The organism is Spirosoma aerolatum (assembly GCF_002056795.1).
GTDB classification, from domain to species: Bacteria; Bacteroidota; Bacteroidia; order Cytophagales; family Spirosomataceae; genus Spirosoma; species Spirosoma aerolatum.
This window is the reverse complement of record NZ_CP020104.1, coordinates 6,952,262-6,972,921: the sequence shown is the minus strand read 5'-3', so window position 1 is coordinate 6,972,921 and position 20,660 is coordinate 6,952,262. Positions and strand designations below refer to the sequence as shown.

General features: G+C 51.1%; 27 protein-coding genes. 7 read left to right on the top strand and 20 right to left on the bottom strand.

Annotated features, from left to right (window positions below):
* The first annotated feature begins 125 nt into the window (after positions 1–125).
* Positions 126–446, top strand: coding sequence for a hypothetical protein (locus B5M13_RS33630; protein ID WP_155297349.1), 321 nt, complete (start codon positions 126–128; stop codon positions 444–446).
* 161 nt (positions 447–607) lie between these two features.
* On the opposite strand, the gene B5M13_RS29020 is transcribed toward B5M13_RS33630, so the two are convergent.
* The 20 genes from B5M13_RS29020 to B5M13_RS28930 all read right to left on the bottom strand — a co-directional run bounded on the left by B5M13_RS29020 (position 608) and on the right by B5M13_RS28930 (position 15,380).
* A complete protein-coding gene (locus B5M13_RS29020; RefSeq protein ID WP_080058991.1) occupies positions 608–856 on the bottom strand; it encodes a hypothetical protein in 249 nt (82 codons plus the stop codon).
* A gap of 64 nt (positions 857–920) precedes the next feature.
* Positions 921–1,199, bottom strand: a complete 279-nt coding sequence (locus B5M13_RS29015) for a hypothetical protein (RefSeq protein ID WP_080058990.1) — start codon at positions 1,197–1,199, stop codon at positions 921–923.
* On the bottom strand, positions 1,199–1,747 hold the full coding sequence (locus B5M13_RS29010) for a hypothetical protein (RefSeq protein WP_080058989.1): 549 nt from the start codon (positions 1,745–1,747) through the stop codon (positions 1,199–1,201). The genes B5M13_RS29015 and B5M13_RS29010 overlap by 1 nt, the downstream gene beginning before the upstream one ends.
* The gene (locus B5M13_RS29005) at positions 1,747–3,153 is read right to left on the bottom strand and encodes a hypothetical protein (RefSeq protein ID WP_080058988.1); all 1,407 of its coding nucleotides are present in this window, start codon (positions 3,151–3,153) and stop codon (positions 1,747–1,749) included. The genes B5M13_RS29010 and B5M13_RS29005 overlap by 1 nt, the downstream gene beginning before the upstream one ends.
* A complete protein-coding gene (locus tag B5M13_RS29000; RefSeq protein WP_080058987.1) occupies positions 3,153–4,649 on the bottom strand; it encodes a putative Ig domain-containing protein in 1,497 nt (498 codons plus the stop codon). The genes B5M13_RS29005 and B5M13_RS29000 overlap by 1 nt, the downstream gene beginning before the upstream one ends.
* A complete protein-coding gene (locus tag B5M13_RS28995; RefSeq protein ID WP_080058986.1) occupies positions 4,642–5,454 on the bottom strand; it encodes a hypothetical protein in 813 nt (270 codons plus the stop codon). Before B5M13_RS28995 ends, B5M13_RS29000 begins: the two co-directional genes overlap by 8 nt.
* 8 nt (positions 5,455–5,462) lie before the next feature.
* On the bottom strand, positions 5,463–5,744 hold the full coding sequence (locus tag B5M13_RS28990) for a hypothetical protein (RefSeq protein WP_080058985.1): 282 nt from the start codon (positions 5,742–5,744) through the stop codon (positions 5,463–5,465).
* Positions 5,741–6,040, bottom strand: coding sequence for a hypothetical protein (locus B5M13_RS28985; protein ID WP_080058984.1), 300 nt, complete (start codon positions 6,038–6,040; stop codon positions 5,741–5,743). Before B5M13_RS28985 ends, B5M13_RS28990 begins: the two co-directional genes overlap by 4 nt.
* A complete protein-coding gene (locus tag B5M13_RS28980) occupies positions 6,037–6,633 on the bottom strand; it encodes a hypothetical protein (protein ID WP_080058983.1) in 597 nt (198 codons plus the stop codon). Before B5M13_RS28980 ends, B5M13_RS28985 begins: the two co-directional genes overlap by 4 nt.
* Before the next feature lie 110 nt (positions 6,634–6,743).
* Entirely contained in the window at positions 6,744–7,805 is a 1,062-nt protein-coding gene (locus B5M13_RS28975; RefSeq protein ID WP_155297348.1) for a hypothetical protein, read from the bottom strand.
* Between the two features lie 41 nt (positions 7,806–7,846).
* Entirely contained in the window at positions 7,847–8,341 is a 495-nt protein-coding gene (locus tag B5M13_RS28970; protein ID WP_080058981.1) for a DUF6046 domain-containing protein, read from the bottom strand.
* Positions 8,341–10,140 (bottom strand): tape measure protein, encoded by a 1,800-nt coding sequence (locus B5M13_RS28965; RefSeq protein ID WP_155297347.1) that lies wholly within the window; start codon positions 10,138–10,140, stop codon positions 8,341–8,343. Before B5M13_RS28965 ends, B5M13_RS28970 begins: the two co-directional genes overlap by 1 nt.
* A gap of 59 nt (positions 10,141–10,199) precedes the next feature.
* On the bottom strand, positions 10,200–10,322 hold the full coding sequence (locus tag B5M13_RS34480) for a hypothetical protein (RefSeq protein WP_262508060.1): 123 nt from the start codon (positions 10,320–10,322) through the stop codon (positions 10,200–10,202).
* Positions 10,323–10,384: 62 nt separating this feature from the next.
* Entirely contained in the window at positions 10,385–10,786 is a 402-nt protein-coding gene (locus B5M13_RS28960; protein WP_080058979.1) for a hypothetical protein, read from the bottom strand.
* Positions 10,787–10,831: 45 nt separating this feature from the next.
* Positions 10,832–11,299, bottom strand: a complete 468-nt coding sequence (locus B5M13_RS28955) for a M15 family metallopeptidase (RefSeq protein ID WP_080058978.1) — start codon at positions 11,297–11,299, stop codon at positions 10,832–10,834.
* Positions 11,286–11,672: a hypothetical protein gene (locus B5M13_RS28950; protein WP_080058977.1), complete on the bottom strand. Its 387-nt coding sequence runs from the start codon at positions 11,670–11,672 to the stop codon at positions 11,286–11,288. The genes B5M13_RS28955 and B5M13_RS28950 overlap by 14 nt, the downstream gene beginning before the upstream one ends.
* Positions 11,673–12,092, bottom strand: a complete 420-nt coding sequence (locus B5M13_RS28945; protein WP_080058976.1) for a hypothetical protein — start codon at positions 12,090–12,092, stop codon at positions 11,673–11,675.
* A 2-nt stretch (positions 12,093–12,094) separates the two neighbouring features.
* Positions 12,095–13,279, bottom strand: coding sequence for a DUF2586 family protein (locus tag B5M13_RS28940; RefSeq protein WP_080058975.1), 1,185 nt, complete (start codon positions 13,277–13,279; stop codon positions 12,095–12,097).
* Positions 13,280–13,370: 91 nt separating this feature from the next.
* Positions 13,371–14,282, bottom strand: a complete 912-nt coding sequence (locus tag B5M13_RS28935; RefSeq protein WP_080058974.1) for a phage capsid protein — start codon at positions 14,280–14,282, stop codon at positions 13,371–13,373.
* Positions 14,283–14,393: 111 nt separating this feature from the next.
* Positions 14,394–15,380, bottom strand: a complete 987-nt coding sequence (locus B5M13_RS28930) for a hypothetical protein (RefSeq protein WP_080058973.1) — start codon at positions 15,378–15,380, stop codon at positions 14,394–14,396.
* A 227-nt stretch (positions 15,381–15,607) separates the two neighbouring features.
* On the opposite strand from B5M13_RS28930, the gene B5M13_RS28925 reads away from it, so the two are divergent.
* The 6 genes from B5M13_RS28925 (at position 15,608) to B5M13_RS28900 (ending at position 20,650) form a co-directional block, all read left to right on the top strand.
* Positions 15,608–16,069: a hypothetical protein gene (locus tag B5M13_RS28925; RefSeq protein WP_080058972.1), complete on the top strand. Its 462-nt coding sequence runs from the start codon at positions 15,608–15,610 to the stop codon at positions 16,067–16,069.
* On the top strand, positions 16,066–17,625 hold the full coding sequence (locus B5M13_RS28920) for a hypothetical protein (RefSeq protein WP_080058971.1): 1,560 nt from the start codon (positions 16,066–16,068) through the stop codon (positions 17,623–17,625). Before B5M13_RS28925 ends, B5M13_RS28920 begins: the two co-directional genes overlap by 4 nt.
* A gap of 5 nt (positions 17,626–17,630) precedes the next feature.
* Positions 17,631–18,047, top strand: a complete 417-nt coding sequence (locus tag B5M13_RS28915; RefSeq protein WP_080058970.1) for a phage protein Gp36 family protein — start codon at positions 17,631–17,633, stop codon at positions 18,045–18,047.
* 104 nt (positions 18,048–18,151) lie between these two features.
* Positions 18,152–19,408 carry a phage portal protein family protein gene (locus tag B5M13_RS28910; RefSeq protein WP_080058969.1) on the top strand — a complete coding sequence of 419 codons (1,257 nt, stop codon included), beginning with the start codon at positions 18,152–18,154 and terminating at the stop codon, positions 19,406–19,408.
* 182 nt (positions 19,409–19,590) lie between these two features.
* A complete protein-coding gene (locus B5M13_RS28905) occupies positions 19,591–20,229 on the top strand; it encodes a phage head morphogenesis protein (protein ID WP_170061212.1) in 639 nt (212 codons plus the stop codon).
* Positions 20,222–20,650 (top strand): phage virion morphogenesis protein, encoded by a 429-nt coding sequence (locus tag B5M13_RS28900; RefSeq protein ID WP_080058967.1) that lies wholly within the window; start codon positions 20,222–20,224, stop codon positions 20,648–20,650. The genes B5M13_RS28905 and B5M13_RS28900 overlap by 8 nt, the downstream gene beginning before the upstream one ends.
* Positions 20,651–20,660 lie beyond the last annotated feature (10 nt).

Genomic DNA, 20,660 nt, shown 5'->3' with positions numbered 1-20,660 from the left:
TGCCACCACGTTCGAGATCGTCAGCAAGGTTTGACGATCTTTTTTTTTGCTCTGCTTAAACAAGAGAAATACCCTAAAAGAGCTTAGAATGAATATATTCGCTTCATCATTTCACCCCGTTAATCATGGCTGACCTTCCACCACTTCCAAGCAGTAGTACAGTAAATAAACTCCTAAAATGGGAGGATATGCCGCTTTCATCACTATTATCGGTCCTGACAAAGTGGTTCAACTGCGATTACTTTACCCTAACAGTTGATAGCCGCCCAAGAGTGGAAACGGGGATTTGGTACACCTTAAAATTTGAATTACCAGAAAGATATGGTCACGAGTCAAAGCGCACTCGCTTTTTATCGGCATCATCGCTTGAATTAATGAAAGAGCGCCTAATCAAATGTTTAGACAGAGATCGACTCTGTGAAGAACGGCTAAAAAAACAAGCCTAAAAATTCACTCAAAACCGAATTTTTGCCACCTGATCGACTATCATTTGTCAGGATCAACGATCTTTTTTCAACCCTGCTTAAGCAAGCCAAATAGGGTATAAAGGCTTAAAAACAAAGAAAGGCGTCCTGAATCAAGACGCCTTTTGCTTATTAACTCCCTATTATTCTCTTTCCGGCCAGTGCCATGTACCTGGCTCTTTTTCTTCGCTATAGCGAGTTGATGGCCGCCAGGTATCATAAATACCATCGGTAAATACTTTCAGGTTAACCAGCGCCCCTTCGCCCCAGGCAGCTACCACAATAGCCGGAACCTCTTTGGCATGATTAGACGCTTCGATGGAATTTTCAAAAGGCACATAATGGACTATTCGTCCGATGGTGGGTTTTACTTCTGGATTCTTGTACAACATGACGGTAGGCTCTGTTAACCTGCACAGAAAGGACGATCTTTTTTAAATGCTGTTTAAATACAGCTTAAACGGTGGTTTTCTTGTTCTTCACCTTGACGAGATAGCCATCTTTGATCTGGTACCAGACCCGTTCCGGGTGTTCGGTTCTGGCGGGTAGATCAGGGTGAAGGATAAAGGCGTTATCCCGATTCGCCCATAAATGGCGGAAGGTTTCGGGAACCACACTGACAGGTTCGACCACGAAGCGGGTAGGATCAGTATGGAAGTTACCCGCTTCAAAATCGGCCTCGGTGGGACAGGCGGAAAGCAGGCCATTGCGGTTGACGATTAGTCTACACTTCATTACAGTACGGTTTTAGGGGTGATAGCCACTTTCACGGCAATAATCGAATCGACATAATAGCCCAGTTCCGGGCCAGTGGTGATCCAGTGACGATCCGTTTTAACATCGACCACCAGATAAGAGCCTGACAACCCGCCAACGGTGGACAGTAACCAACGTTGTGATGGACCCGCGCCAGCGGTGCCCGTGGACCCTAATGGGTTATAGGCGCTACTATCGGTCGTGATCGTCTGCTCAGTCCAGGTTAAATTGATCTGCGTAGGACGACCCGGAATCCCTGTCCATTTCAATTCATCATTGATCCGGCGTAGATCGCTGTACCCCGTCAAAATACTGAAGACATCGCCCAGCGTTGAGCAAACCCCGTCCACGTTCGACGCTTTCAGGGCTGTGTCATAGGCGGCAATCCGCGTATTGACCACCTGCGAGTCTACGGCCTCCTGATCGTCCAGGTGAACCAGGCTGTCGATAATTGCCCAGAAGTCTTCCTGTGACAGTTTCTTGCCAATTACAAACAGGGCGCGAAGATCGGATTTGGATAGTTTCATTAGATGGTTTCGTTAAAAGTCTGTGCGGTACATCCGGGCAATACAGTACGGATCATTACGTTAGGCACCGGATTAAGAATGATAGTGCTGGATTTATTGATGCCCTGACTGGCATCCCCGGCAATCACGTCCACATACGCGCCTTTATTCCGGCAAAGCACATAGGGACGCCCCCGACGCTTATTGCCACCATTCGCCAGGGCATAGGGACCACCGAAGGCGCTGGCCGCTTCCAGAATACCCGTGTAATCGCTGGTTGGCTCGATCCAGTTTTCCGAATCTTCAAACCGCCAGCGACATTCCCGCCAGGACACGCCTTCAGTATTCCGACAAAGCCAGTAAAAATAGGCAGCCTCGTACCCACTGTCATGCCAGCGTTGGGGTTCGGTCGGATACCCTAGCTGACTGGTCGATGTTGGATCAGTACCCCATACCGGACTACGCTCATCGAATGGCATCAACCCATTGCACATACAGAACCCAATCATGAGTCGGCACATGACCAGCCATTCGTATTCGACTTGTGTATGCACGTAATCGGCTGATGTAACTTTGGTGCCATTTGGGGTGTAACGTTCGGGTTTCTGACCTAACGTGATTTCGCCAGGACTCACACCCAAGCCTTCGATTTTCGGCCAGTCCAGATATCCCAAAAAGCCAGGACCAATACCACCCACTTTGCCCATGCCTTTCCCCATGACCAAAGCCGCGTACATCTTGCGGTAAAAATCGGGTGCATAGTCCAGGGTATCCGCGTAATTTTTAATGATCGCCCCAACATCATACTGCTCAAACAGGGAGAAATACGCACAGGAAGCCCGTGCATTGGCTACACTCTGAAGCTTTGACTTGAAGCGTTGATCGTTGGGCAAAACATTCGGATTTCCATCGGTAGCGTATAACCAGGGATCACCGTTAAAATTTTCAAATCCGCCATAGGTGCCCCCATCGAATCCGGGCTTATTAGCAGCTTTTCGCATCGACTGACGCGCTTTGAGAAGAAAAGCTTTCTCCGGCGCCCAAAAGGGCATTCCCCAAAAGCCTTCTCCGAACTCATTCGCGCCAATTTTGGTCAATGGATACGTTCCAGCGATCCGCTTCATGTCGTCTTCGGAATACCCTTTCACGGCATACGCATCAGGCGATGTATTGGCAGGCTTTCCAATCAAACTGCACTGTTCGGCATGCGTCCACTCATAACGAAGCCAGTCTGGATTGATACTTGTATCCATGACCGCATCGATACTCGCTTTACCAATGATACTGATGCTGGCCTGATCATTTCGGCGGTTGATGGCGGTATGAATCCGACCATCGGGCAAGGTGAAGTTTGGCGCGTTCTTCTGCCCGGTACAAAGCCATTGATTACTCTGATCAAGCCAGGGTGGTTTAGTTGCTTTTCCCATTATTCAGGCTGTCCAAAATAGATGATATTAAAACCAGTAGCGACAAAGGCATTAGCGAACCGATCCGGCGAAACGGCTACGACCTTCCAGACGGTGAGTGTCTGACCCGGCAAGTATTCGTAGTCGGTCGATAGGCTATTGACATAGGGCGAACCCGACAAGAAGTAATAGACGTTCTTGCCACTGGGCACGACATAGCCCGACGTGTCTACGACCCGCGCCTTGCCATTGCTCCATTGTACTTCACACTTCAGTACGTTGGAATTGTAATAGACGACATTGGACGTTCCGGTGCCTGATGGAATCGGGTCCGGTGCATCGGCAGCAGCGATGGTTAGCACAAACGAGTCCTGAACGGTAGCGCCCTGGTTATCGGTTGCGGTCACGTACACGGTGTACGTTCCGGCTGTCGTGGGTGTACCCGCCAGCGTTCGGCTACCGGACGTGTAGCCTAGTGGTGAGGGGTAGCCCGACACCGCAATACTGGCTATCGTTCCGTCTGGATCAGTGAACGTATTCAGGGGGAACGTGGTCGAAAATGGCACCCCAACTTTACCCGATACATCCGGCAATTGATAGCTGACAATCGGCGGCTGATTGGCCCCCGCCCAGGTTATATCCACCGTCGTTTCCTGCGTTTGGCCTTTGATCCGGGCATAAGCCCGGTACTGACCGTTTGGCACTGTAGGGTAAACCCGCTGGCGGTTATAGGTCACGCCCGACACGGTATTATTGGCCACACTCGCATCCTGATAGGAGTCGCTGAAATTCGTTCCATTGATACCAACCAGCTTCACTTCGACCGTGCCTAAATCGACATTCGGCAGGATCATAACCAGGTTCCCACTTCGCAGGTACCCGATCCGGTTAATGACACCACTAGCAACGTTCCGCGTCAGTGTAGCCGATACAGGACCGACCGTAATACTGACATTAGTAGCGGTGTTATTGGCGTACTCTAAGGGCACCCCATCCAGGTAGTTAAACGACTGATCAATGACCGTTTCCCCGTCCGCAACGACAACCGTATGGAAACTACCCGACTGATCGACTGCCCAGGTTAGTTTTGTACTCGATAAGGTAGGGTAACCCGGTTCCCAGGCCAGCGGAGTGGTGATCACATCATAATCCGCATCAACCTGAATCGTGTAGCGTTTTCCGGCTTGCTTGTGGGCATCCAGCACCCCCCGGATATTCGACACAACCGATTCCGATAGACCAGGCGGAATGACCACCTGAAAATCTACCGTCGTGTTGCCATCCAGCAAATAGATACGATCCACAGCCGCCCCGAAAGCCACCCGGTTGCAAAGCTCCTGAAGGATTAAGACCTGACCCGTGGAACGGGCTTCGATCAGGAGCTTAACCCGCAACGCTTCGATAGCCAGCAGGAGCGTTCCAATCGGCGCAAACAGGATTTGCACGAACCCTTTGTTGGTCGTGGTACGCTTATAGGGGGGCAATAATTGCGCGATAAAGGCGACCAGATCAAACATAGGTGATAACGCTTTCGTTGAGGTTCAAGGCCATGTACCCGGCTCTACTCGTTGTCTCCCTGGCAAACTCCGTCCAGGCTGTCGTACCAGCCGCCCGAATGAAGGTTCTGGTAACATTGAAGTCAGCCACACCGGGCAATTGCTGAAGGCTATCCGTTAAAGCGGTCCAGTTGATTTTCGAGTCAAAAGGCAACGCCTGTAAATACGCTATGATGGCATCCCGAACGGGATACTTGGTTATGTCGGTCAGCAGTTGACCACTACCATTCAACACCAAACGATCATACTTGACCGTGACTTCCAGCCTGAGTTCATCGGCAGGTAGTGAGATCACATCGACAATCACACCTGCATATTTGACCTGCCTGACGTATTCGATCAGGGCCGTTAGTTCGACCGTGGCCAGGGGCACCAGAACGCCACTGACCGACTTCGCCACTTTCGCCAACAATCGCCCGTCCGGTTGCTCGGTCACGGTTGCCTGTTTGATGATCTGCTTATCGGGATTAACAGTCGCATAACCGATTCTTGCCCCCTCGTAGACCGTCACGGCATCGCCAAACTGGAATGCTTTGAGCTGCGATACATACCAGCTTAGTGAACCCAGCTTGCTATCAGCCATTGCCGCCATGACCTGAGCAATCAACGTGTCCTGACGCTGTTCAATGGCCATGACCAACAGCGCCCACATATCCTTCAGTAGCTTAAAAAAACCGACCTGACTGGTACTGGTCAATCCTTTTAAGGTTGGGAACTGATCCTGTACAGCGGACATTTCCGCCTGAATTTCTTCTTTCGTTCTCATTACGGTGGTTATTGAACAACGTATTCCTCCAGGAGCCAGTAATTGATCCCTTCGGGTTTATCACTTTCTTCAATCGTCTGAAATTCGGGGAACTGTTGCAGGTAAGCGACCTGACGCGGATTGATCACCTGGTCCCGAACGTTCAGCACGTCACCCGCTTTGATCCGGTCGGTTAGACCGATCAGTTGGGGGTTATCTTCTAAAATCCAGAACACCCCTTCGACATCGCCATACAGATAGGTAGCGATGTCGAAAAGGCTCTGTTGCGTTTTGACAATGAATGTGGTCATGATGGATAGGAACCGTCGATGGTGATTTGTCCGCCTTCCTCTACTTTGACAGTATCAACATCCTGCCCATCCGCAATCAACTCCAGGCGAATCGTAGAGCTAAGGCCCGTTACATTTTCCACATCGTTGGTGTAATTGAACAATCCAACACCCGTACGGGGAGCATGTTTATAGTGCCCCTTATCGCTCAGAACAATATCCCGCTGGTGCTGATGGGTCGAATCCCCAACAACCAACTCGCCATCCTGAATCAGAATGTCACCTGTAACCGGATCAAACAGAATATCGGTTGTCATGATAGGAGTTGATTGATTTTGGTAGACAACTGGGTAACCTGCGTGATCGTAGCCGGAAACGGAGCCGATGGCGATCCGGGAGCCGCGCACGTCACGGTAAAATTTTGAAGTAGGCTAGTCAAATCGTCCAGGACACTTTTCAGACTCGTGGCCGAATTGTTGATCTTCACTTTACCGCTGGACAGCTCTATCGTCGTCTGATCCTGTTTCAGTGTGGCCTTATCGGACAGGGTTAGTTCACACTTATCACGAACGGCCTTCACCTGGTCTTTGTCGATAGTGACCAGCGAATTACCAATCTTCACCTCGACCCGATCCACTTCACTGACCTGGCAGACAAACAGGTTATCGACCGCATTTTCGACTGCACCCACGTAAACCAGACTACCGACACGAGGCACGATCAGCACCCCTTCAGTCGCTTCGTCGTCTGCCCGTAGGTTTACTTCATCCACATCAATCAAGTCTGTATTCAGAATATCGACGGTACAGTTAGTTCCCTGAATCGACTTGACAGTGGCAGGCCAAACCTGTATAGGCGCTACACCCTGAAGCCGCTTTAAAGCAGCAATGAATTTGGCGTTACGATCCATAGAAAATTTGGTGTGAGCTAAAAAAAGAGAACCAGTAAGCGGATAGGCCCGGTAGGAGCCGGGCACGATCAGGCACTATTCCAGCTAATTCAATTCGGCCAGACCAAATTTTATGCGGTTTTGGTCAGAACCTTGATACCCAGCGAAACCGTACGCCTTCCGCCATTTTCAGAAAACTCCGTCTTCACGCCATTGACGTAGTAGGTGCCTGCCCGGTCGGGATAATCCACATCGACCACCTTAGCCGAATAACCAATTTCACAAACCGGAATCAACCATCCTTTAATGGCTCCTTTATAGCCATCATAACTAAGCGTCTTTAAAAGCTCCTTTGCCCGTTTCTCCAGAACAACTTTATCCGAAACGGTTGGTAGTTGAATTGTCCGCAAATCACCTTTGGGATCGCCAACCTCTACCTCAACCTTTGTCCCCTTCTTAGACCGTCCGATGGCTTTTATTTTCACCTTTACATCTTCCGCTTTCACATACTCCAGCCCATCGGACTCCTCCACATTCCGAGCGAAGTCATACGTAACATTCCCCCGCTTTTCAGTGTAGGTAAGGTGACAATGCAGCTCATGACCCCGGCAATAGATTGCCGGACCAAAGTCGGACTTAATGCGCTCCAGCACCTCGTAGCCATTCGAGCGAACAATAGTAAACTTGTCGTACTGGTAGCCGGACAGATCAGTAACTAGTTTTAGTTGCTGATCAGCGGTTAGCTGTGGATTGATTTGCGTCAGTACGTATTTCAGAATATCTGGCACCGTAACTTTTTTGAATTGCTTATCGGCTATCTGTTTACGGAGTAGATACGCTGAATCTTCGCACTCCAGCAGCATAGGCGCGTTCGGATGAATCGACTTTAGATAGCCTGTAAATTCGGTGTGTAGGTTGCCATCATAGCCCAGGCGAACCGTAACCACATCCCCACGCTTGATTGAATCCTCAATGGCAAACGCTTTATTGTAGACCATTCCGGGTAACGTAATCTGGCAGGTATCCGAGATCAGATCAACACTGGATTCAACGGTTACGGATTCAAGTCCTTTCAGCCTGGCCTTACCAATGCTGATTTCGTAGTCCATTTTAAACATTGGCGTAGTAGCTTGCGTGTGTACGGCGGTCGATAGAAGTAGACCGATTGCAGAGAAAAAAAGTGATTTAAACATGTGTTTCGTCATGACGATTTAAACGGGGATTAAGTGAAAAATTAAGTGAGGTCAAAATACTGGTCACTGTAGCCTGAAAAGCTGAACCGCTGATTTTCCAGCCCTGGCGTTTCAGGTATATTATAGTTGGTTATGCAGATCAGGTTGATACCCCATACATCCAGCACCTTCGCCCGGATCACGACGCTCTGACCCACCTTTAAAAAACTCTTCAGCCTGGACACATCCGCTTCCGGGTAGGCACCGTCACCCATCAAAATACCCGTAACGGTAATCTGATCGTCGTCCTGGTTCCACTGTTCTTTGACGGTTCCCATTCCCTGCGCTTTGGCGATATTGCGACGAATGACGGTTTTGCCACCCGTAATCGAAACCAGGGGTTCGATGGGAAATAGCCATAGGTCTGACCCGTCTTTCTTTAAGCCCATCCGCACCGGGCACTGCATCGTCTGCCCGGTTGATTTAACCGTTGCTGTGGCGTCAAAATCAGCCTGAAGCTGGCCAACCTGGAAGGTATTTGGATTCGTAGTAGCCATTACGATGGTATTGCCGTTGCGGAGTTAATGACACGCGTAAAGTGGTCAATCAGCATATCGCGAACCTCGGCCACCCCTTCTTTGAGTTCTGTCGAATGAATATGCACCCCCCCATCGATCAGGCTTTTTAAATTGATCGTGATGTTGGTGGATTTTGACCCGGCAACGGTAGCCTCCAGCCCTGAATCGGATGCACCCTTTTTACCCTTAGCAGTCTGAAGTTCTCCCGATCCCAGCAGTCCAGTTGTATCAACGGCTTTTTCCCCTAGTCGCAAACGCCTGGCCTGACGCCTGGAGTCCAGTTTCGCCAGTCGCTGTTGCTGTTGAGCATACGCCCGGTTGCCTTCTGAAAGCTTGGCATTGGATTCCGCCAGGCGCTTCATGTAACCCGGATCAAAATCGGGATTTTCGGGCGTTCGGGAAAACAACCGACCTTGACGACGAAATTTTTCTTCCGGCGTTTCAACGGCTTTGGCCGCTTCCGGCGCTGAGTCCTGTCCATTCCAGTATTTCCCTGTCAATGCTCCGATTGGATCACGAGGAAAGTTAAAAATCGACCGAAACAGACCCATTACCTGATCGACAAAGGCCGCAAATCCAGATAGAAAGTCGCCCGTAATTTTAGCGGCAACCCCTAACGCGCCAATCGTACCCGCCAGAACCTTTATCACGCCTTCAGTCGCTGTACCTTCCTTGCTGATGATACCCAGGGCCACAAATACATCTTTCATACCCCCGGCAAACACACCCAACTGAACGCCAGCAAAGGCGAGGGCTTTGGCAAATGGCCCCTCAGCTCGCCTTAAAAAATCATCCATCCATACCAAAAGCTTATTTAAGGTAGGCAGCATTTTATCGCCTAAGTTGGCGGCTCTAAGGCTTAAGTCTTCCCAAAGCTTTTGTGTCTTTCCATACGTAGTCTGATCGCCAACCTTTTCAGACATCCCATTATAAACTCCTCCTTTGGCGGTCATCATGCTCAAGGCTCGAAGCACATTCTCATAGCTGATCTTCCCGTCTTTCATCAAATCGGGTAAGTCCGTCTGTTTCTTGCCTATGGCTTTGGCCAGGTAGGGCATGAGATTGACCCGGCGTTCCGCAAATTGAAGCCCTTCCTCGGCCTGAAGCCTGCCCTTCATTTTCACTTGACCTAAAATCAGGATCAAATCTTTTAGCTCGTTTTGCGAACCTACGGCCACGTCGGACATGGTTTTTATGATGGGCATAATCCGATCATATCGCTCCTCTAAGCCCACCATTTGCGTACCCGCCGACTGAATATCCTTATAGCCCAATACCGGGTTTTGTTTAGCGTAGGCTTGATACTGAGCATCCAGAGCCGACGAACGTTCCTGGCTATGAAGCATAATCCCAGCACTGAAGCGGTTTCGCTCCATTTCCATTGCGGGGCTGATTGTTTGACCATAGGCCGCTTTCACGCCCTGCCAGCCCAGATACCCACCCAGCAGACCACCCATGCCTAACCCGGCAAACCCCAAACCCTTCAGCCAGCCACCACCACTGGAGCTACCACCCTCACCCACGAAGCGCCCCCGGCTATCCCGAAGCCGCCCTTGTGCATCACGTAACCGCTCGACTTCCTGCCTGGCCTGACGAACGCTTGAGTAATCGACATTCAGACCAATCCGACTTGGTAAGCCCGATAGACCCCGGCGCAACTGATCGACGGTCTGGATCGCCTTACGAAACCCGCCTGACAGATTGCGTCCGAATGTCCCACCAAAACGGCGGCTCTGTTGCTCCATCCCCCGCATAGTTGAAGAATAGTAACGAGACATTCGCGCTAGTGGCGAACTCATCAGGTCGTCTAAGCGAATAGCGAAACGATACATCCGGTTCATAGTCGATCAGCAGCAAAGGGTTTTAGTTCCAGCATCAATAGTTCGGCTTCCCGCCAGTGGGTGGCAAACTCTTTTGGGGTGAGCTGGTAGGGATTGACGTGCAGAAAATGGCGGATCATAGCCGCCATGTATCGGTAATTGTCGCCATCGGACCTACCATGCTGGATAGGCCCGATGGCGACTAAAGCTTTTTTACTTTCGCCTGGTACACCTGAATCCAGCCCGAAATTTGCGTGGCCGCAAAGTGAAGCTTGGCTTCATTCATCAGAATTTCGTTATCCCCGCCCAGCCAGCAAGCTTTGAGCATGTTTTTGGCAGCGGTCACGTAGCCATCCGAAGCCAGGAACGAATAGGCCATCGAACTGATTTGTTTATTGGGCTTACGTAAATACCCTATTAGAGTTTCGCCCGTAATGTCTACATCCGCATCACTATCAAAGCCGAGGGAGTCAAACATATTTTCGGGCGTAATTGGGTCTTTGGCTACTTCGACAACAAAGACTTCGCCATACTTCTTTTTCCAGGCATCAATGTGTTCCTGAGTGACAGCCGTTGCTGTTTGGGGTTTTTGATCTGTATTCATAGGGAGTTTATAAAAAGGGTGTTTAAATGCTATTTAACGAGGCTTTTACACTTCGAAATGAGGGCGATCTACCAGCCGTTCATCGGTCGTCTGACCATCGCCATCCCAATCAGCCCCCCAGATTACATCCGGGAAAGCCGCCCGAACGATTTGAGCCGCCCGGTTATAGTTGACTTCATCCCACACCATTTGCCCATTCAGCGTAAAGCCAATGTCAAAGGCTTTCGAGGGGCTTACCTGGTGTTTCGATTGCCCTGGCTTCGCGTTGGTGATCCGGCGTTTGTTCTCAGCCGCCGAAATCGCGGGTAGGCCGACATTAGCCCGAAGGCGGTTGACGCTGGCGAGTTGCTGGCGTCCCTGAGCGTAGTAGGCCAGTTGCACCGCTGGCGAACGGTAGGTTTCGACCAGGATGATTTTGGGGCCGTTTGGATAGGCCAGTGTCCAGGTAGCCAGCAGATGCGCCCACGCCTGTTGCAAGCGTGGGACGCATAGCTTTATATCACGATTGATCATTGCTGGACTTTTTGAACGATGGAAGTTTCCACGACCAGATCAGGTTAATAACCTTACCTGCCGTTGAGAATGGATCAATCTCAGCCATTTTCAGAGCCGTCAGAAACACATTCATAATATGATAGCCGAAGCTTCCAACCAGATAGGATATTCCAGACGACAAAAACGGTAACACAGCCCGCTCTAACAGGATATAGCCAATCAGACTGGCTAATACGAAACCCGCCAGCGTATTCAATGCGCGAACCAAAAAGGGCATTCCAACATCATTCTTGGTCGAAAGCAATGCCCCGATAAGACTGAAAAAAGTAACCATGACATGATCTAGGGTAAGTCCATCCAGCCCGGTGAGCTTAATCAGGAAGTCTTTCATTTAGATGTCGTATTGGACTTTGAGAAAAAGAAAAGGCAAGGTCACTTCCATGAACTTATCATTTTGGCGAAGTGCCTTTTCAAGCTCGGTAAACTCAGCGCCCACAATGGCATCCGTCACCACCGTTCCGTCTTCCTGGCGATAGGCCACCACCAAGCTGAGATCACGATAATCGTTGAGGTCTTTGTTGGGGGCATTGGAAACCAGAAGCTCCAGTTCACTTTGCAACAACATCAGTTCACCCCGATACGCCTTATTGCCCCGCTGGATGGCTTGCGGCTCATCGCCCTTACCATACACTGGCTCTTTTTCCTGACTGGAGGTGTAGGATAGACCACGGGCACCCGTCAACAGTCGATTCCCAATCTGAATATCGACCTGTGACCACGAATATTGCTTGGTATTAAATTGTTGTGCCATGTTTACGCGTTGGGGTTATAAAGTCCTAGTTTCACTTTGATAGCCCGGTTGGTGCCCATTGGTGTTACCCGAAGGTCAATGACCAGCATTGATGTAGCAATGATGTCCTGAGCCGGATCAACAAACGCCTTCACACCTGAAATTTCCCCGCTTGCCTTCATCTGAAGGGTAATTGCTCGTTCAATTTTGGTTTGGTAGGTCTTCACCTGCGTTGGAAGGATTTTCCCTGTAACCTCATCGACCAAAACCTCATCGCCCAATTCTTCCACGAACGTGGCATAAGCCAACCGCGCGACCTTATCAATTGTCCGACCGTTTGCCAGACTGAAATAGTCATCCGTATCAGGACAGGCCATGTGGTCATCGTTCCAGTAGTAGCCCGCTTTGTTGGCGAACTTGCGAAGGAAGATGTACCCCTTATTGTGGATGGCGTCAAGCTGTCCAGGCGCGAACGTCGATACCGCTGTGTTGTTGCTGAAGTATCCGGCATCCACACCAACCGCCCCCGACCGCACCCGGCCTAAGTTGCGGTTCACCGGACTGCCAGCGATTCGACCCATAACCAGGCCGATGGCGGCATTTGAGCCACTTGCCCCACCCTTGCTACCGATGCACACCGCAACCCGGTTGTAGCTCATACCCTTCAGATCAGCCAGGGTAGACAGATCAGCAGCCGCATAACGACCATCGACAATGACCCGGAATGGCATATGCAGATCAGCCATTGCGACCGCTTTGGCCTGCGCTTCGTCAAGCCCGGCAACAATGTCCGCATCGATGCCGCCCGTTCGGGTGATCGTGCCAGGTGTCGTTTCCAGTTTCCGGGACACCCCGATAACATTGATCCGACCACCTGAAAGTTGCATGAGCTGTTCGATGGCGCCCACGGTAAAAATCTGTGCCGTGGTCATTTCTGGGGCTACGGTCTTGATCCAAAGCTCCCGACCGTCCCCGGCCTCCTGGTAAAAATCAGCGACCTCGTTCTGAATGTAAACATTGAGCGGTGCGCCTATATCCGCAAGTAGCAACGCCCGTTTACCCAGGAAGTCCGCGTACGAGTACACGACAAAAGGCGGGGAGTCCTGCGCGTAGCCATTGAAAACAATAGCTATCACCCGGTCATCCGCCGACGCCACCAGCCCCAAATTGCCGTTCTGATATTCTATCGAAACGTTAGGTAATCCCATGTTTGTTTTGAGTTAAAAAGCCCGTTTGCCGCCCTACTGCGTGACGCGAAGAGCAGCAAACGGGCTATGTTATACGTTAGAGGAATCCAGACTAAGCCGAGGCCGCTTCAATGACCGCAACGATACCAGCCCCGTCATTCCGGCGCTGACGACCACCCGCCATTAACAGAAAGGAAAGAATATCCCCGTAGTAGGTAGGCGCTCCTTCGTGCGAGAAAATATCAACCGTGCCCAGCGCCCGTTCTACAGCAAAGGGATGCCAGAACAAAGCCGCCTGGTTATTGGCCGCTGCACCAGACGCGCCAGGGTCTTGCACAACGGGCGTAGTCGCGTTATCGTACTCCAGTACGGTCGAACGCTCCAACAGCTCGAAGCCGAACAGCCGCGAGATCACTCCGCCCTTCATGTCGATTTCACCCGCATAATCCCGCTTCAGCAAATCCGAATCCGACAGTAGAAAGTCCATCTGGTCCGAAGGGATCAGCGCCACCCGGCCATCTTTGGGAGCATTCTGTTTGTTAAGCTTGGTTCGCGCCTTACGAACGTCTTCTTTGGTCAACCCCTTCCGGTTGCCCGTTGCGCCATTGGCCGCACCTACTACAGCCGCACCCGTCGTGCGGAGATACTGAGCCGCTACCGTGGGTGCCCAGGAACGAAGCATCCATTCGGCCACCAGTTGGTTTAAAGCCGCCCGGTCTTCCTGCATAACCGACTGACGCTTATCATACGACAGTTGAATGTCATCGATATTGGGAATCAGAACCGGGTTGGTGGTGTACTCATCGAGTGCATAGGTCACGTCGATGTCCGTCCGCTTGGTCACCGAAGCCGGAAGCGAGGAACGGTTTTTAACGACCCCGGACGCTGAATTGGCGTTGGGGATGTGAACAACTTTACCAGCCAATACGTATTGATCGGCAATGGTGGCGTATTTCATGAAATCGTTGTCCTTATACAGGTTACTAACGATGTCGGTCCGCCAGATTTCTTTTTCAAGTGCCATTTAAAAAGTATAGTTACAGTGGTACGGGTAAGAGCCTGAACCGGGTTATGGTGCCAGGGCTGGAAGACTCCAGCCCTGGTTCAGCATCAGCCAGTCGGTTCGATGGTTATACTAGGCAGACGGTTTGCGGTTCCATTTGGCCTCAAACAGTCGGGAATATTCAGCCGGATTTTCAGCCTTCAGGCGAGCCATCGAGCCATCCTTATCTTTCTGATCGTAGAGCTTTACCAGGTCTTCTTTGCTCAGGCTGGCCGCCAGGGTGACACTACCCGTCACAAAGGCATTCAGATCGACAGGTTTGGCGATTTTAGCCAGGGCCACTTTAGCCGCTTCGTGATTGGCATCAAACAGAGCTTCGTAGGTAGGCTTCTGATCCGCTGTGATCCGCTTGTCCGAAATGGCGTCATTGATGAGCTGGTCACGCTCCTGCGTTCTAGCCAGCTTCATCTGGCCCTCCAGGTCTTCGAACTTTTTCTTAAAGCCCTTCTCCTGGGCAAGTTGATCCAGAGCCGCTTCAACTTCGGACTCTGTGGCGGTTTCGGGTAAACCCAGTTTGACCGCTGTACGTTTTAACTCCATTTGTACGGGGGTGTTTGGTTGTAACTCGTGCGTAGTTAGCTTGGGAGCCGATAGTTGAGCGATGCGATTTTTCAAATCGTCACCTTCCAGGGGACAGCCATTGGCATAAAGCCGGATCGCATTGCGATTACCGGGAATGTCCACCAGGGAGATTTCTTCAAGAATCGATTCGGTAGCGACCCGGATTTCATCAGGACCATAATCAACATCCCGGATGTCAAGCCCGGCGCTGGCGGCTTTCAGAACCCCGCGCTTGGCTTTTCCAATAATGGACTGAACTTCCGGGTCTGTATCCTCCTCATCGAATACTGCATCGGCCAGTAGTTTACCGTCTTCTTTTCTGAGATTAGCCCAAGTCCCGTAAAGCTTTCCCCTGATGTGCATATACAGCATAACCGGATTTTTTTCGAAGGCAGAAATATCAATGCCTGCGGTCGAAACCCGGAAACCATACGCATTCACCGATTCGTCACTAATGACGTAGGTGTAGGTTTTTTCTTCGGACTTGGGCTTACTCATAGTATAGTGTACGGTGGTTACGCTACCTAGCTCTCATGGCCTCGGCTCGTTTTAGTGACCGAAAATTGGGGGGGCTTTTTGTGCCGCGCAAAAGTCGCTTTACCAGGTTCCCGAAATCCGGGAACCACGTACCCGAAAACCGGGAACCTGGTAAACATCATTTTTTTGAAATCAGGGGTTTGCGGCAACTTTGATCGTGGCTTACAAGGCCAACCACCGTACGATCAATGAGCAATCAGGAAAAAATCATGGGCGCTGGCAAGGCGCTGTTTATGCTCAACGTGCCCAACGTTGAGATTGCCCGTACGCTCGACGTGTCCGAAACGACCGTTTCCAACTGGGTAACAAAGGGGGGATGGCGGGATGAACGAGCCAGCGGCATGGCTATCAAAAAGACCATCCAGGACAACGTTCTGTTTCTAATCGACTACCAGCTTGAAGCCCTTCGCCAGCTAACGGAAGAATACCGGAGTGCTGGCAAACTGAAGCTGATCGACAAAGGCGAAGTCGATGGGTTGTCCAAACTATTCGCTACCGTCAAAGGCAAGGAACTATCCTGGGCAAACGTGGTAACGGTTATCCGTGAGCTGCTAGAATACCTGGCATCGAAAGACCCGGATTTAGCCAAGGCGCTGGTTCCGCATACCGACGATTTTCTGAACACGAAACGAGAAACCATGACGGTATGACAGCCCAGGAGAAAAAAGCCTTCCAGGAGTATATTGATGCCCGGACAAAGGTCATTAGCAAGAAAACGTCTGATGTTCCGATCAACGAGCCATCCGCCGTTAAAGAGGCCCGAAAAGAGCGGCTTCGAGGTGATTTCATTCAGTTCTGCCAATATTATTTACCGCATTACTGTACGGCTCCATTTGGCTGGTTTCATAAACAGGCCGCTAAACGGATCATTGCCGATAAAAATATTTTCGCCGTGCTGGAATGGCCGCGCGAACACTCCAAATCGGTATTTGCCGATGTCCTGATTCCGCTATTTCTGAAGGCCAACGAGGAATTAGACGGTATGATCGTTGTCTCCTCAAATCAGAATAAAGCTATTGGCCTGCTCATTGATTTACAGCTCGAACTCCAGCACAACGAGCGGTATATCTATGATTATGGTGAACAGTACAGTTTTGGCGATTGGGCAGAAGGAGAATTTTCAACCCGCGATGGCGCTGGCTTCTGGGCGCTAGGCCGTGGGCAATCACCCAGGGGATTACGAAATGCCGAAAAACGGCCTAACCTTGGCGTTGTCGATGATTTAGACGACGATGAGCTGGTTGAAAATGAAGACCGGGTCGAAAAGACGGTCAACTGGGTGGAAGGTGCCCTATTCCCTTGTTTCTCTATCCTGGGTGCCCGGTTTATCGTGGCAGGGAACCGCATTCACCGAAAGTCCGTTTTGGCGCACCTGGTAGGCGATGTCGAAGAAGGCGACCCGGTTAAACCAGCCATTTACCACTGCAAGGTCTATGCCCTGGAGAATCCCAAGACCCACCAGATGGACCAGAGTGAAGCGGGTGTACCTGCCTGGAAAGAACGGTATACCCGCAAGATGCTGGAAGAGAAATGGAGCAAGATTCGTTACGCAATGGTCCAGCGCGAGTTCTTCCATATTTTCATCGTATCGGGCAAGGTCATAAAAAGCGAGTGGATGACCTACATCAAAACCCCGCCCCTGGCGCACTACCCGTTTATTGTTACCTACAATGACCCCTCCTGGAAGGATACCAAGAAGAACGACTACAAGGCCATCGTTGCTTTGGGGCCACTGGGCAAGTATCGCGACCTATTGGATTGCTGGGTTGCCCAGGCCACTAAGACCGCAATGGCAAAAGCGCACTATGATATGCATGAATGGCTACTGAGCGAAGGAGCCAGCATCATCTATCATTTCATCGAAGGCGGTCTAATGCAGGATAGCCACATCGAAGAATACCAGACCGAAGGGCAAAACCGTGGGTATATGCTCCCGATCCAGGTAGACAAACGCCAGAAGCCCGACAAAGCCGGACGGATCGAAGCCAACCTGCAACCCCTATTTGAACTGGGTTGCTTTCGGATCAGCCAGCGACTCAAAGGCAACAAGCATTTTGTCAACTGGAAAGATCAACTTCTATCCTTCCCCACTGGGCATGACGACGCACCCGATGCGACCGAAGGCGGCATTTACATCATCAATCAAAAAGTCCGAACCGTTACCCCTGCCACCAGCGGAGGCAACCGACGTACCACTAAATACTAACGATTATGTTTTTACAAAAAGCCGACCTGATGACCCAGGTCATGCCGGAGATCGTGGACATGATTACCCGCTACGATGATACGATCATCCTGACCCACCTGGTCACGGCGGAATCCGAAATTGAAAGCCATTTGGTAGGCCGCTATGACATCCGGCCTGAACTGGAGAAGACGGGCGCAAACCGAAATGCGCTTTTACTTCAGATCGCTAAAACGATTGCTATCTGCTACCTCTACCAGCCCCTTGAAACGATTCCCGACAAGATTACCAAATCATGTGAGCGGGCCGCAAAGCTACTGGAAATGCTGGCCGATGGACGAATTAAATTACCCGGTGTAGCCGCTCCAATTCCTGACGACACAGCCACAACAGGCAGTGAAATCGGATGGGGTAGCACCCCCCGACGACCAACACTGGTTTGACGTGCCATTTTGCCCGTTTAAATGCTCGTTAACTAAAATCAAATTATTCCCGCGCCCATTCGATCACCAAAGATAGATCGTGTCTTAAATCGCCCATTTTGGCTATGGCAAAACGCACAACCCAAAAAGCTTCTACGGCTCTGCAAATCGTTGACCGCTCGATTCAGATCAGAGCCATCGACAGAAGCCGGAAAACCCTCGACAACTGGCGGCAAGCCATCGTATCGGCAGAGTCGGTTATCCATCCGGTTCGCTGGCTACTCTATAATATATATAGTGATGCCACCCTGGACGAACACCTGCGTTCAGTAATGGAACAGCGACGACTAGCCACCACCCGAACCAAGCTGGTCTTTAAACGGGATGGGGAAGATGTCGAAGCCATTACCAGGTTAACCCATAAACGCTTTTTCCGGCAACTGCTTAAACACATCCTGGACGCCCGGTTCTATGGCTATAGCCTAGTAGGTGTTGACTTCGTAGGACAAACGACCAGCCTGGTTCCCCGTCCGCACGTGGTTCCCAGCAAACACCTGGTCGTTGCCACGCCGTACGATCAGACGGGCATTGACTACAGCCAACCCCCCTATACCAGTTTATATCTGGCGGTTGGGGAGGAAGATGACTTAGGACTACTGATTAGTGCGGTTCCCCTGGTCCTACTCAAGCGTGGGGACGTGAGCGACTGGGCAACCTTCAACGAACTCTTTGGCCAACCCCTTCGCAAAGGCACCTATAACCCGCTTGATCCTGCCCAAAAAACGCAGGTCGAACAGGCGCTGGCGAATCTGGGTAGCTCGGCCTGGGTAGCCATGCCGGACGGCAGTAGCGTGGAGTTTATTGAATCGTCGGGCAAGACTGGCGCGAAGGATACCTATTTTGGTTTGGCTGACTACCTGGACAAAGGCATGTCCAAGCTCATCGTTGGGCAGACCATGACCACCCAGGACGGTAGCAGTAAGAGCCAGGGCGAAGTACACGAGCGGGTAGCTGACAACATCACCCAGGACGACCAGGATCATATCTTGTCGTACCTCAACGAACAGGGTGTGGCCATGCTGATCGCCCAGGGCTTCGACGCGGAAGGTGGACAGTTTGAGTTCATTGAGGAAGAAGCCAAGATTTCCAAAAAAGACCGTCTGGCGATGGATTTAGACATCCACACCAAAGTGGGAAAACTAAAAAAGGAGTTCTTTAAACAAGAATATAACGTTGAGTTTGTCAACGAATCCGACGACGAGGTAAGTCCAGCAGACCAGGCCAAACAGCAACAGCAAGGGGAGCCAACCACCAAGCCAGCCAAAAAGCCAAAGCCAGCCAAAAAAGAGAAGGCAAATTTTCAGCAGGCTCCGAACCCCTAGCCGATTTCGGAGCCACTATTACCAGGCTATACCAGGCCCACAACCACGGTCATGTCGAACTGGCTAGTTTCCGTCTGCCTGGCCTCAACATCAAACGGCTGGTTGTCGATGCGCTGAAAAATATATTCAACGGCTTTACCGGACTGGTTGAACCGAACCTGTTCAAGATCACCTATGAATCATTGGCCACGGCGGTAGATGAAGGCTATGGGCGAATTGAATACGGTAAACCCAATCATGCCTTTGCCCAGCAGCTAAAAAAATCGGGTGCCTGGTTTGCGGCCCGAAAGAGCTACCGACAGCGCGAAGACCTGGCGAAATTGCTGGCTGATGACAACGGCAAGACGCGCACCTGGCGACAGTTCAGAAGCCTGGCTAAAGCGGTCGTTGGCAACTATAACGATGTCTGGTTGAAGGTAGAATATCAGACCGCCATTGCTTCGGCGCGTAGTGCCAGCCTTTGGCAGCAATACGAGGCCGATAGTGATCTGTATCCAAACCTGAAGTATCTGCCCTCAATGGCCGCAACGCCCAGGGATGAGCATAAGCCCTACTATGGCGTGGTTAGACCGATTAATGATTCGTTCTGGGTGCATCATTATCCACCCAGCGCCTTTAACTGTCAGTGCGGTGTCGAACAATCCGACGAAGACCCAACCCCTGTTCCGGCTAACAGTCCAACCCCCCAGCCTGGATTAGATCACAATGCCGGGATCACGGGCGAACTCTTTAGCAAAAGCCATCCCTATAGTGCCGATCTGAGCGACGCCCAGCGCCGGAAGATCGACCAGGCTGGCGAAGACCTGGCAAGCAATGGGTAACTATTCACCGGAGGATTTTCAGCGCCGAACCGAAGCCGCCCGGCAGTTTCTCCAGGCCAAAGCCCGGACCATCATTCGGGTCAAAGGGGTGAAGCATTTTAAGGACTCGTTTCGAAATGAAGGCTTCACCGACGAAACGCTGGAGAAGTGGCCAGACATCAGCGAGGCCCGGAAAAAGCAGAAGCGAAGACGGAACGGCAGCTTACCTGGCATCCTTTACGACACGGGTGAGCTGATGCGCTCGGTTACAGGTGAAGAGGACAGCGAGGGAGTTGTATTTAGCTCGGACAAAGCCTACGCCCAGCGCCATAACGAAGGACTGGACGGGATGCCCCAGCGCCAGTTCATGGGCGAATCCAAAGCCCTTATTGATGGGATTATAAAAGATTTCGAAAAAGCCCTGGACCGGATTTTCCAATAATGCTTATAGG

Coding starts and splice junctions, on each gene's coding strand:
- B5M13_RS28955 (WP_080058978.1), bottom strand. CDS start 11,299: ATGATCAATCGTGATATAAAGCTATGCGTCCCACGCTTGCAACAGGCG.
- B5M13_RS28900 (WP_080058967.1), top strand. CDS start 20,222: ATGGGTAACTATTCACCGGAGGATTTTCAGCGCCGAACCGAAGCCGCC.
- B5M13_RS28915 (WP_080058970.1), top strand. CDS start 17,631: ATGTTTTTACAAAAAGCCGACCTGATGACCCAGGTCATGCCGGAGATC.
- B5M13_RS28985 (WP_080058984.1), bottom strand. CDS start 6,040: ATGACAACCGATATTCTGTTTGATCCGGTTACAGGTGACATTCTGATT.
- B5M13_RS28950 (WP_080058977.1), bottom strand. CDS start 11,672: ATGAAAGACTTCCTGATTAAGCTCACCGGGCTGGATGGACTTACCCTA.
- B5M13_RS28960 (WP_080058979.1), bottom strand. CDS start 10,786: ATGAATACAGATCAAAAACCCCAAACAGCAACGGCTGTCACTCAGGAA.
- B5M13_RS28945 (WP_080058976.1), bottom strand. CDS start 12,092: ATGGCACAACAATTTAATACCAAGCAATATTCGTGGTCACAGGTCGAT.
- B5M13_RS28925 (WP_080058972.1), top strand. CDS start 15,608: ATGAGCAATCAGGAAAAAATCATGGGCGCTGGCAAGGCGCTGTTTATG.
- B5M13_RS28970 (WP_080058981.1), bottom strand. CDS start 8,341: ATGGCTACTACGAATCCAAATACCTTCCAGGTTGGCCAGCTTCAGGCT.
- B5M13_RS29015 (WP_080058990.1), bottom strand. CDS start 1,199: ATGAAGTGTAGACTAATCGTCAACCGCAATGGCCTGCTTTCCGCCTGT.
- B5M13_RS28990 (WP_080058985.1), bottom strand. CDS start 5,744: ATGACCACATTCATTGTCAAAACGCAACAGAGCCTTTTCGACATCGCT.
- B5M13_RS28920 (WP_080058971.1), top strand. CDS start 16,066: ATGACAGCCCAGGAGAAAAAAGCCTTCCAGGAGTATATTGATGCCCGG.
- B5M13_RS34480 (WP_262508060.1), bottom strand. CDS start 10,322: ATGATCCGCCATTTTCTGCACGTCAATCCCTACCAGCTCACCCCAAAA.
- B5M13_RS28980 (WP_080058983.1), bottom strand. CDS start 6,633: ATGGATCGTAACGCCAAATTCATTGCTGCTTTAAAGCGGCTTCAGGGT.
- B5M13_RS29000 (WP_080058987.1), bottom strand. CDS start 4,649: ATGTTTGATCTGGTCGCCTTTATCGCGCAATTATTGCCCCCCTATAAG.
- B5M13_RS33630 (WP_155297349.1), top strand. CDS start 126: ATGGCTGACCTTCCACCACTTCCAAGCAGTAGTACAGTAAATAAACTC.
- B5M13_RS29005 (WP_080058988.1), bottom strand. CDS start 3,153: ATGGGAAAAGCAACTAAACCACCCTGGCTTGATCAGAGTAATCAATGG.
- B5M13_RS28935 (WP_080058974.1), bottom strand. CDS start 14,282: ATGGCACTTGAAAAAGAAATCTGGCGGACCGACATCGTTAGTAACCTG.
- B5M13_RS29010 (WP_080058989.1), bottom strand. CDS start 1,747: ATGAAACTATCCAAATCCGATCTTCGCGCCCTGTTTGTAATTGGCAAG.
- B5M13_RS28965 (WP_155297347.1), bottom strand. CDS start 10,140: ATGTCTCGTTACTATTCTTCAACTATGCGGGGGATGGAGCAACAGAGC.
- B5M13_RS28910 (WP_080058969.1), top strand. CDS start 18,152: ATGGCAAAACGCACAACCCAAAAAGCTTCTACGGCTCTGCAAATCGTT.
- B5M13_RS28930 (WP_080058973.1), bottom strand. CDS start 15,380: ATGAGTAAGCCCAAGTCCGAAGAAAAAACCTACACCTACGTCATTAGT.
- B5M13_RS28975 (WP_155297348.1), bottom strand. CDS start 7,805: ATGTTTAAATCACTTTTTTTCTCTGCAATCGGTCTACTTCTATCGACC.
- B5M13_RS28940 (WP_080058975.1), bottom strand. CDS start 13,279: ATGGGATTACCTAACGTTTCGATAGAATATCAGAACGGCAATTTGGGG.
- B5M13_RS29020 (WP_080058991.1), bottom strand. CDS start 856: ATGTTGTACAAGAATCCAGAAGTAAAACCCACCATCGGACGAATAGTC.
- B5M13_RS28995 (WP_080058986.1), bottom strand. CDS start 5,454: ATGAGAACGAAAGAAGAAATTCAGGCGGAAATGTCCGCTGTACAGGAT.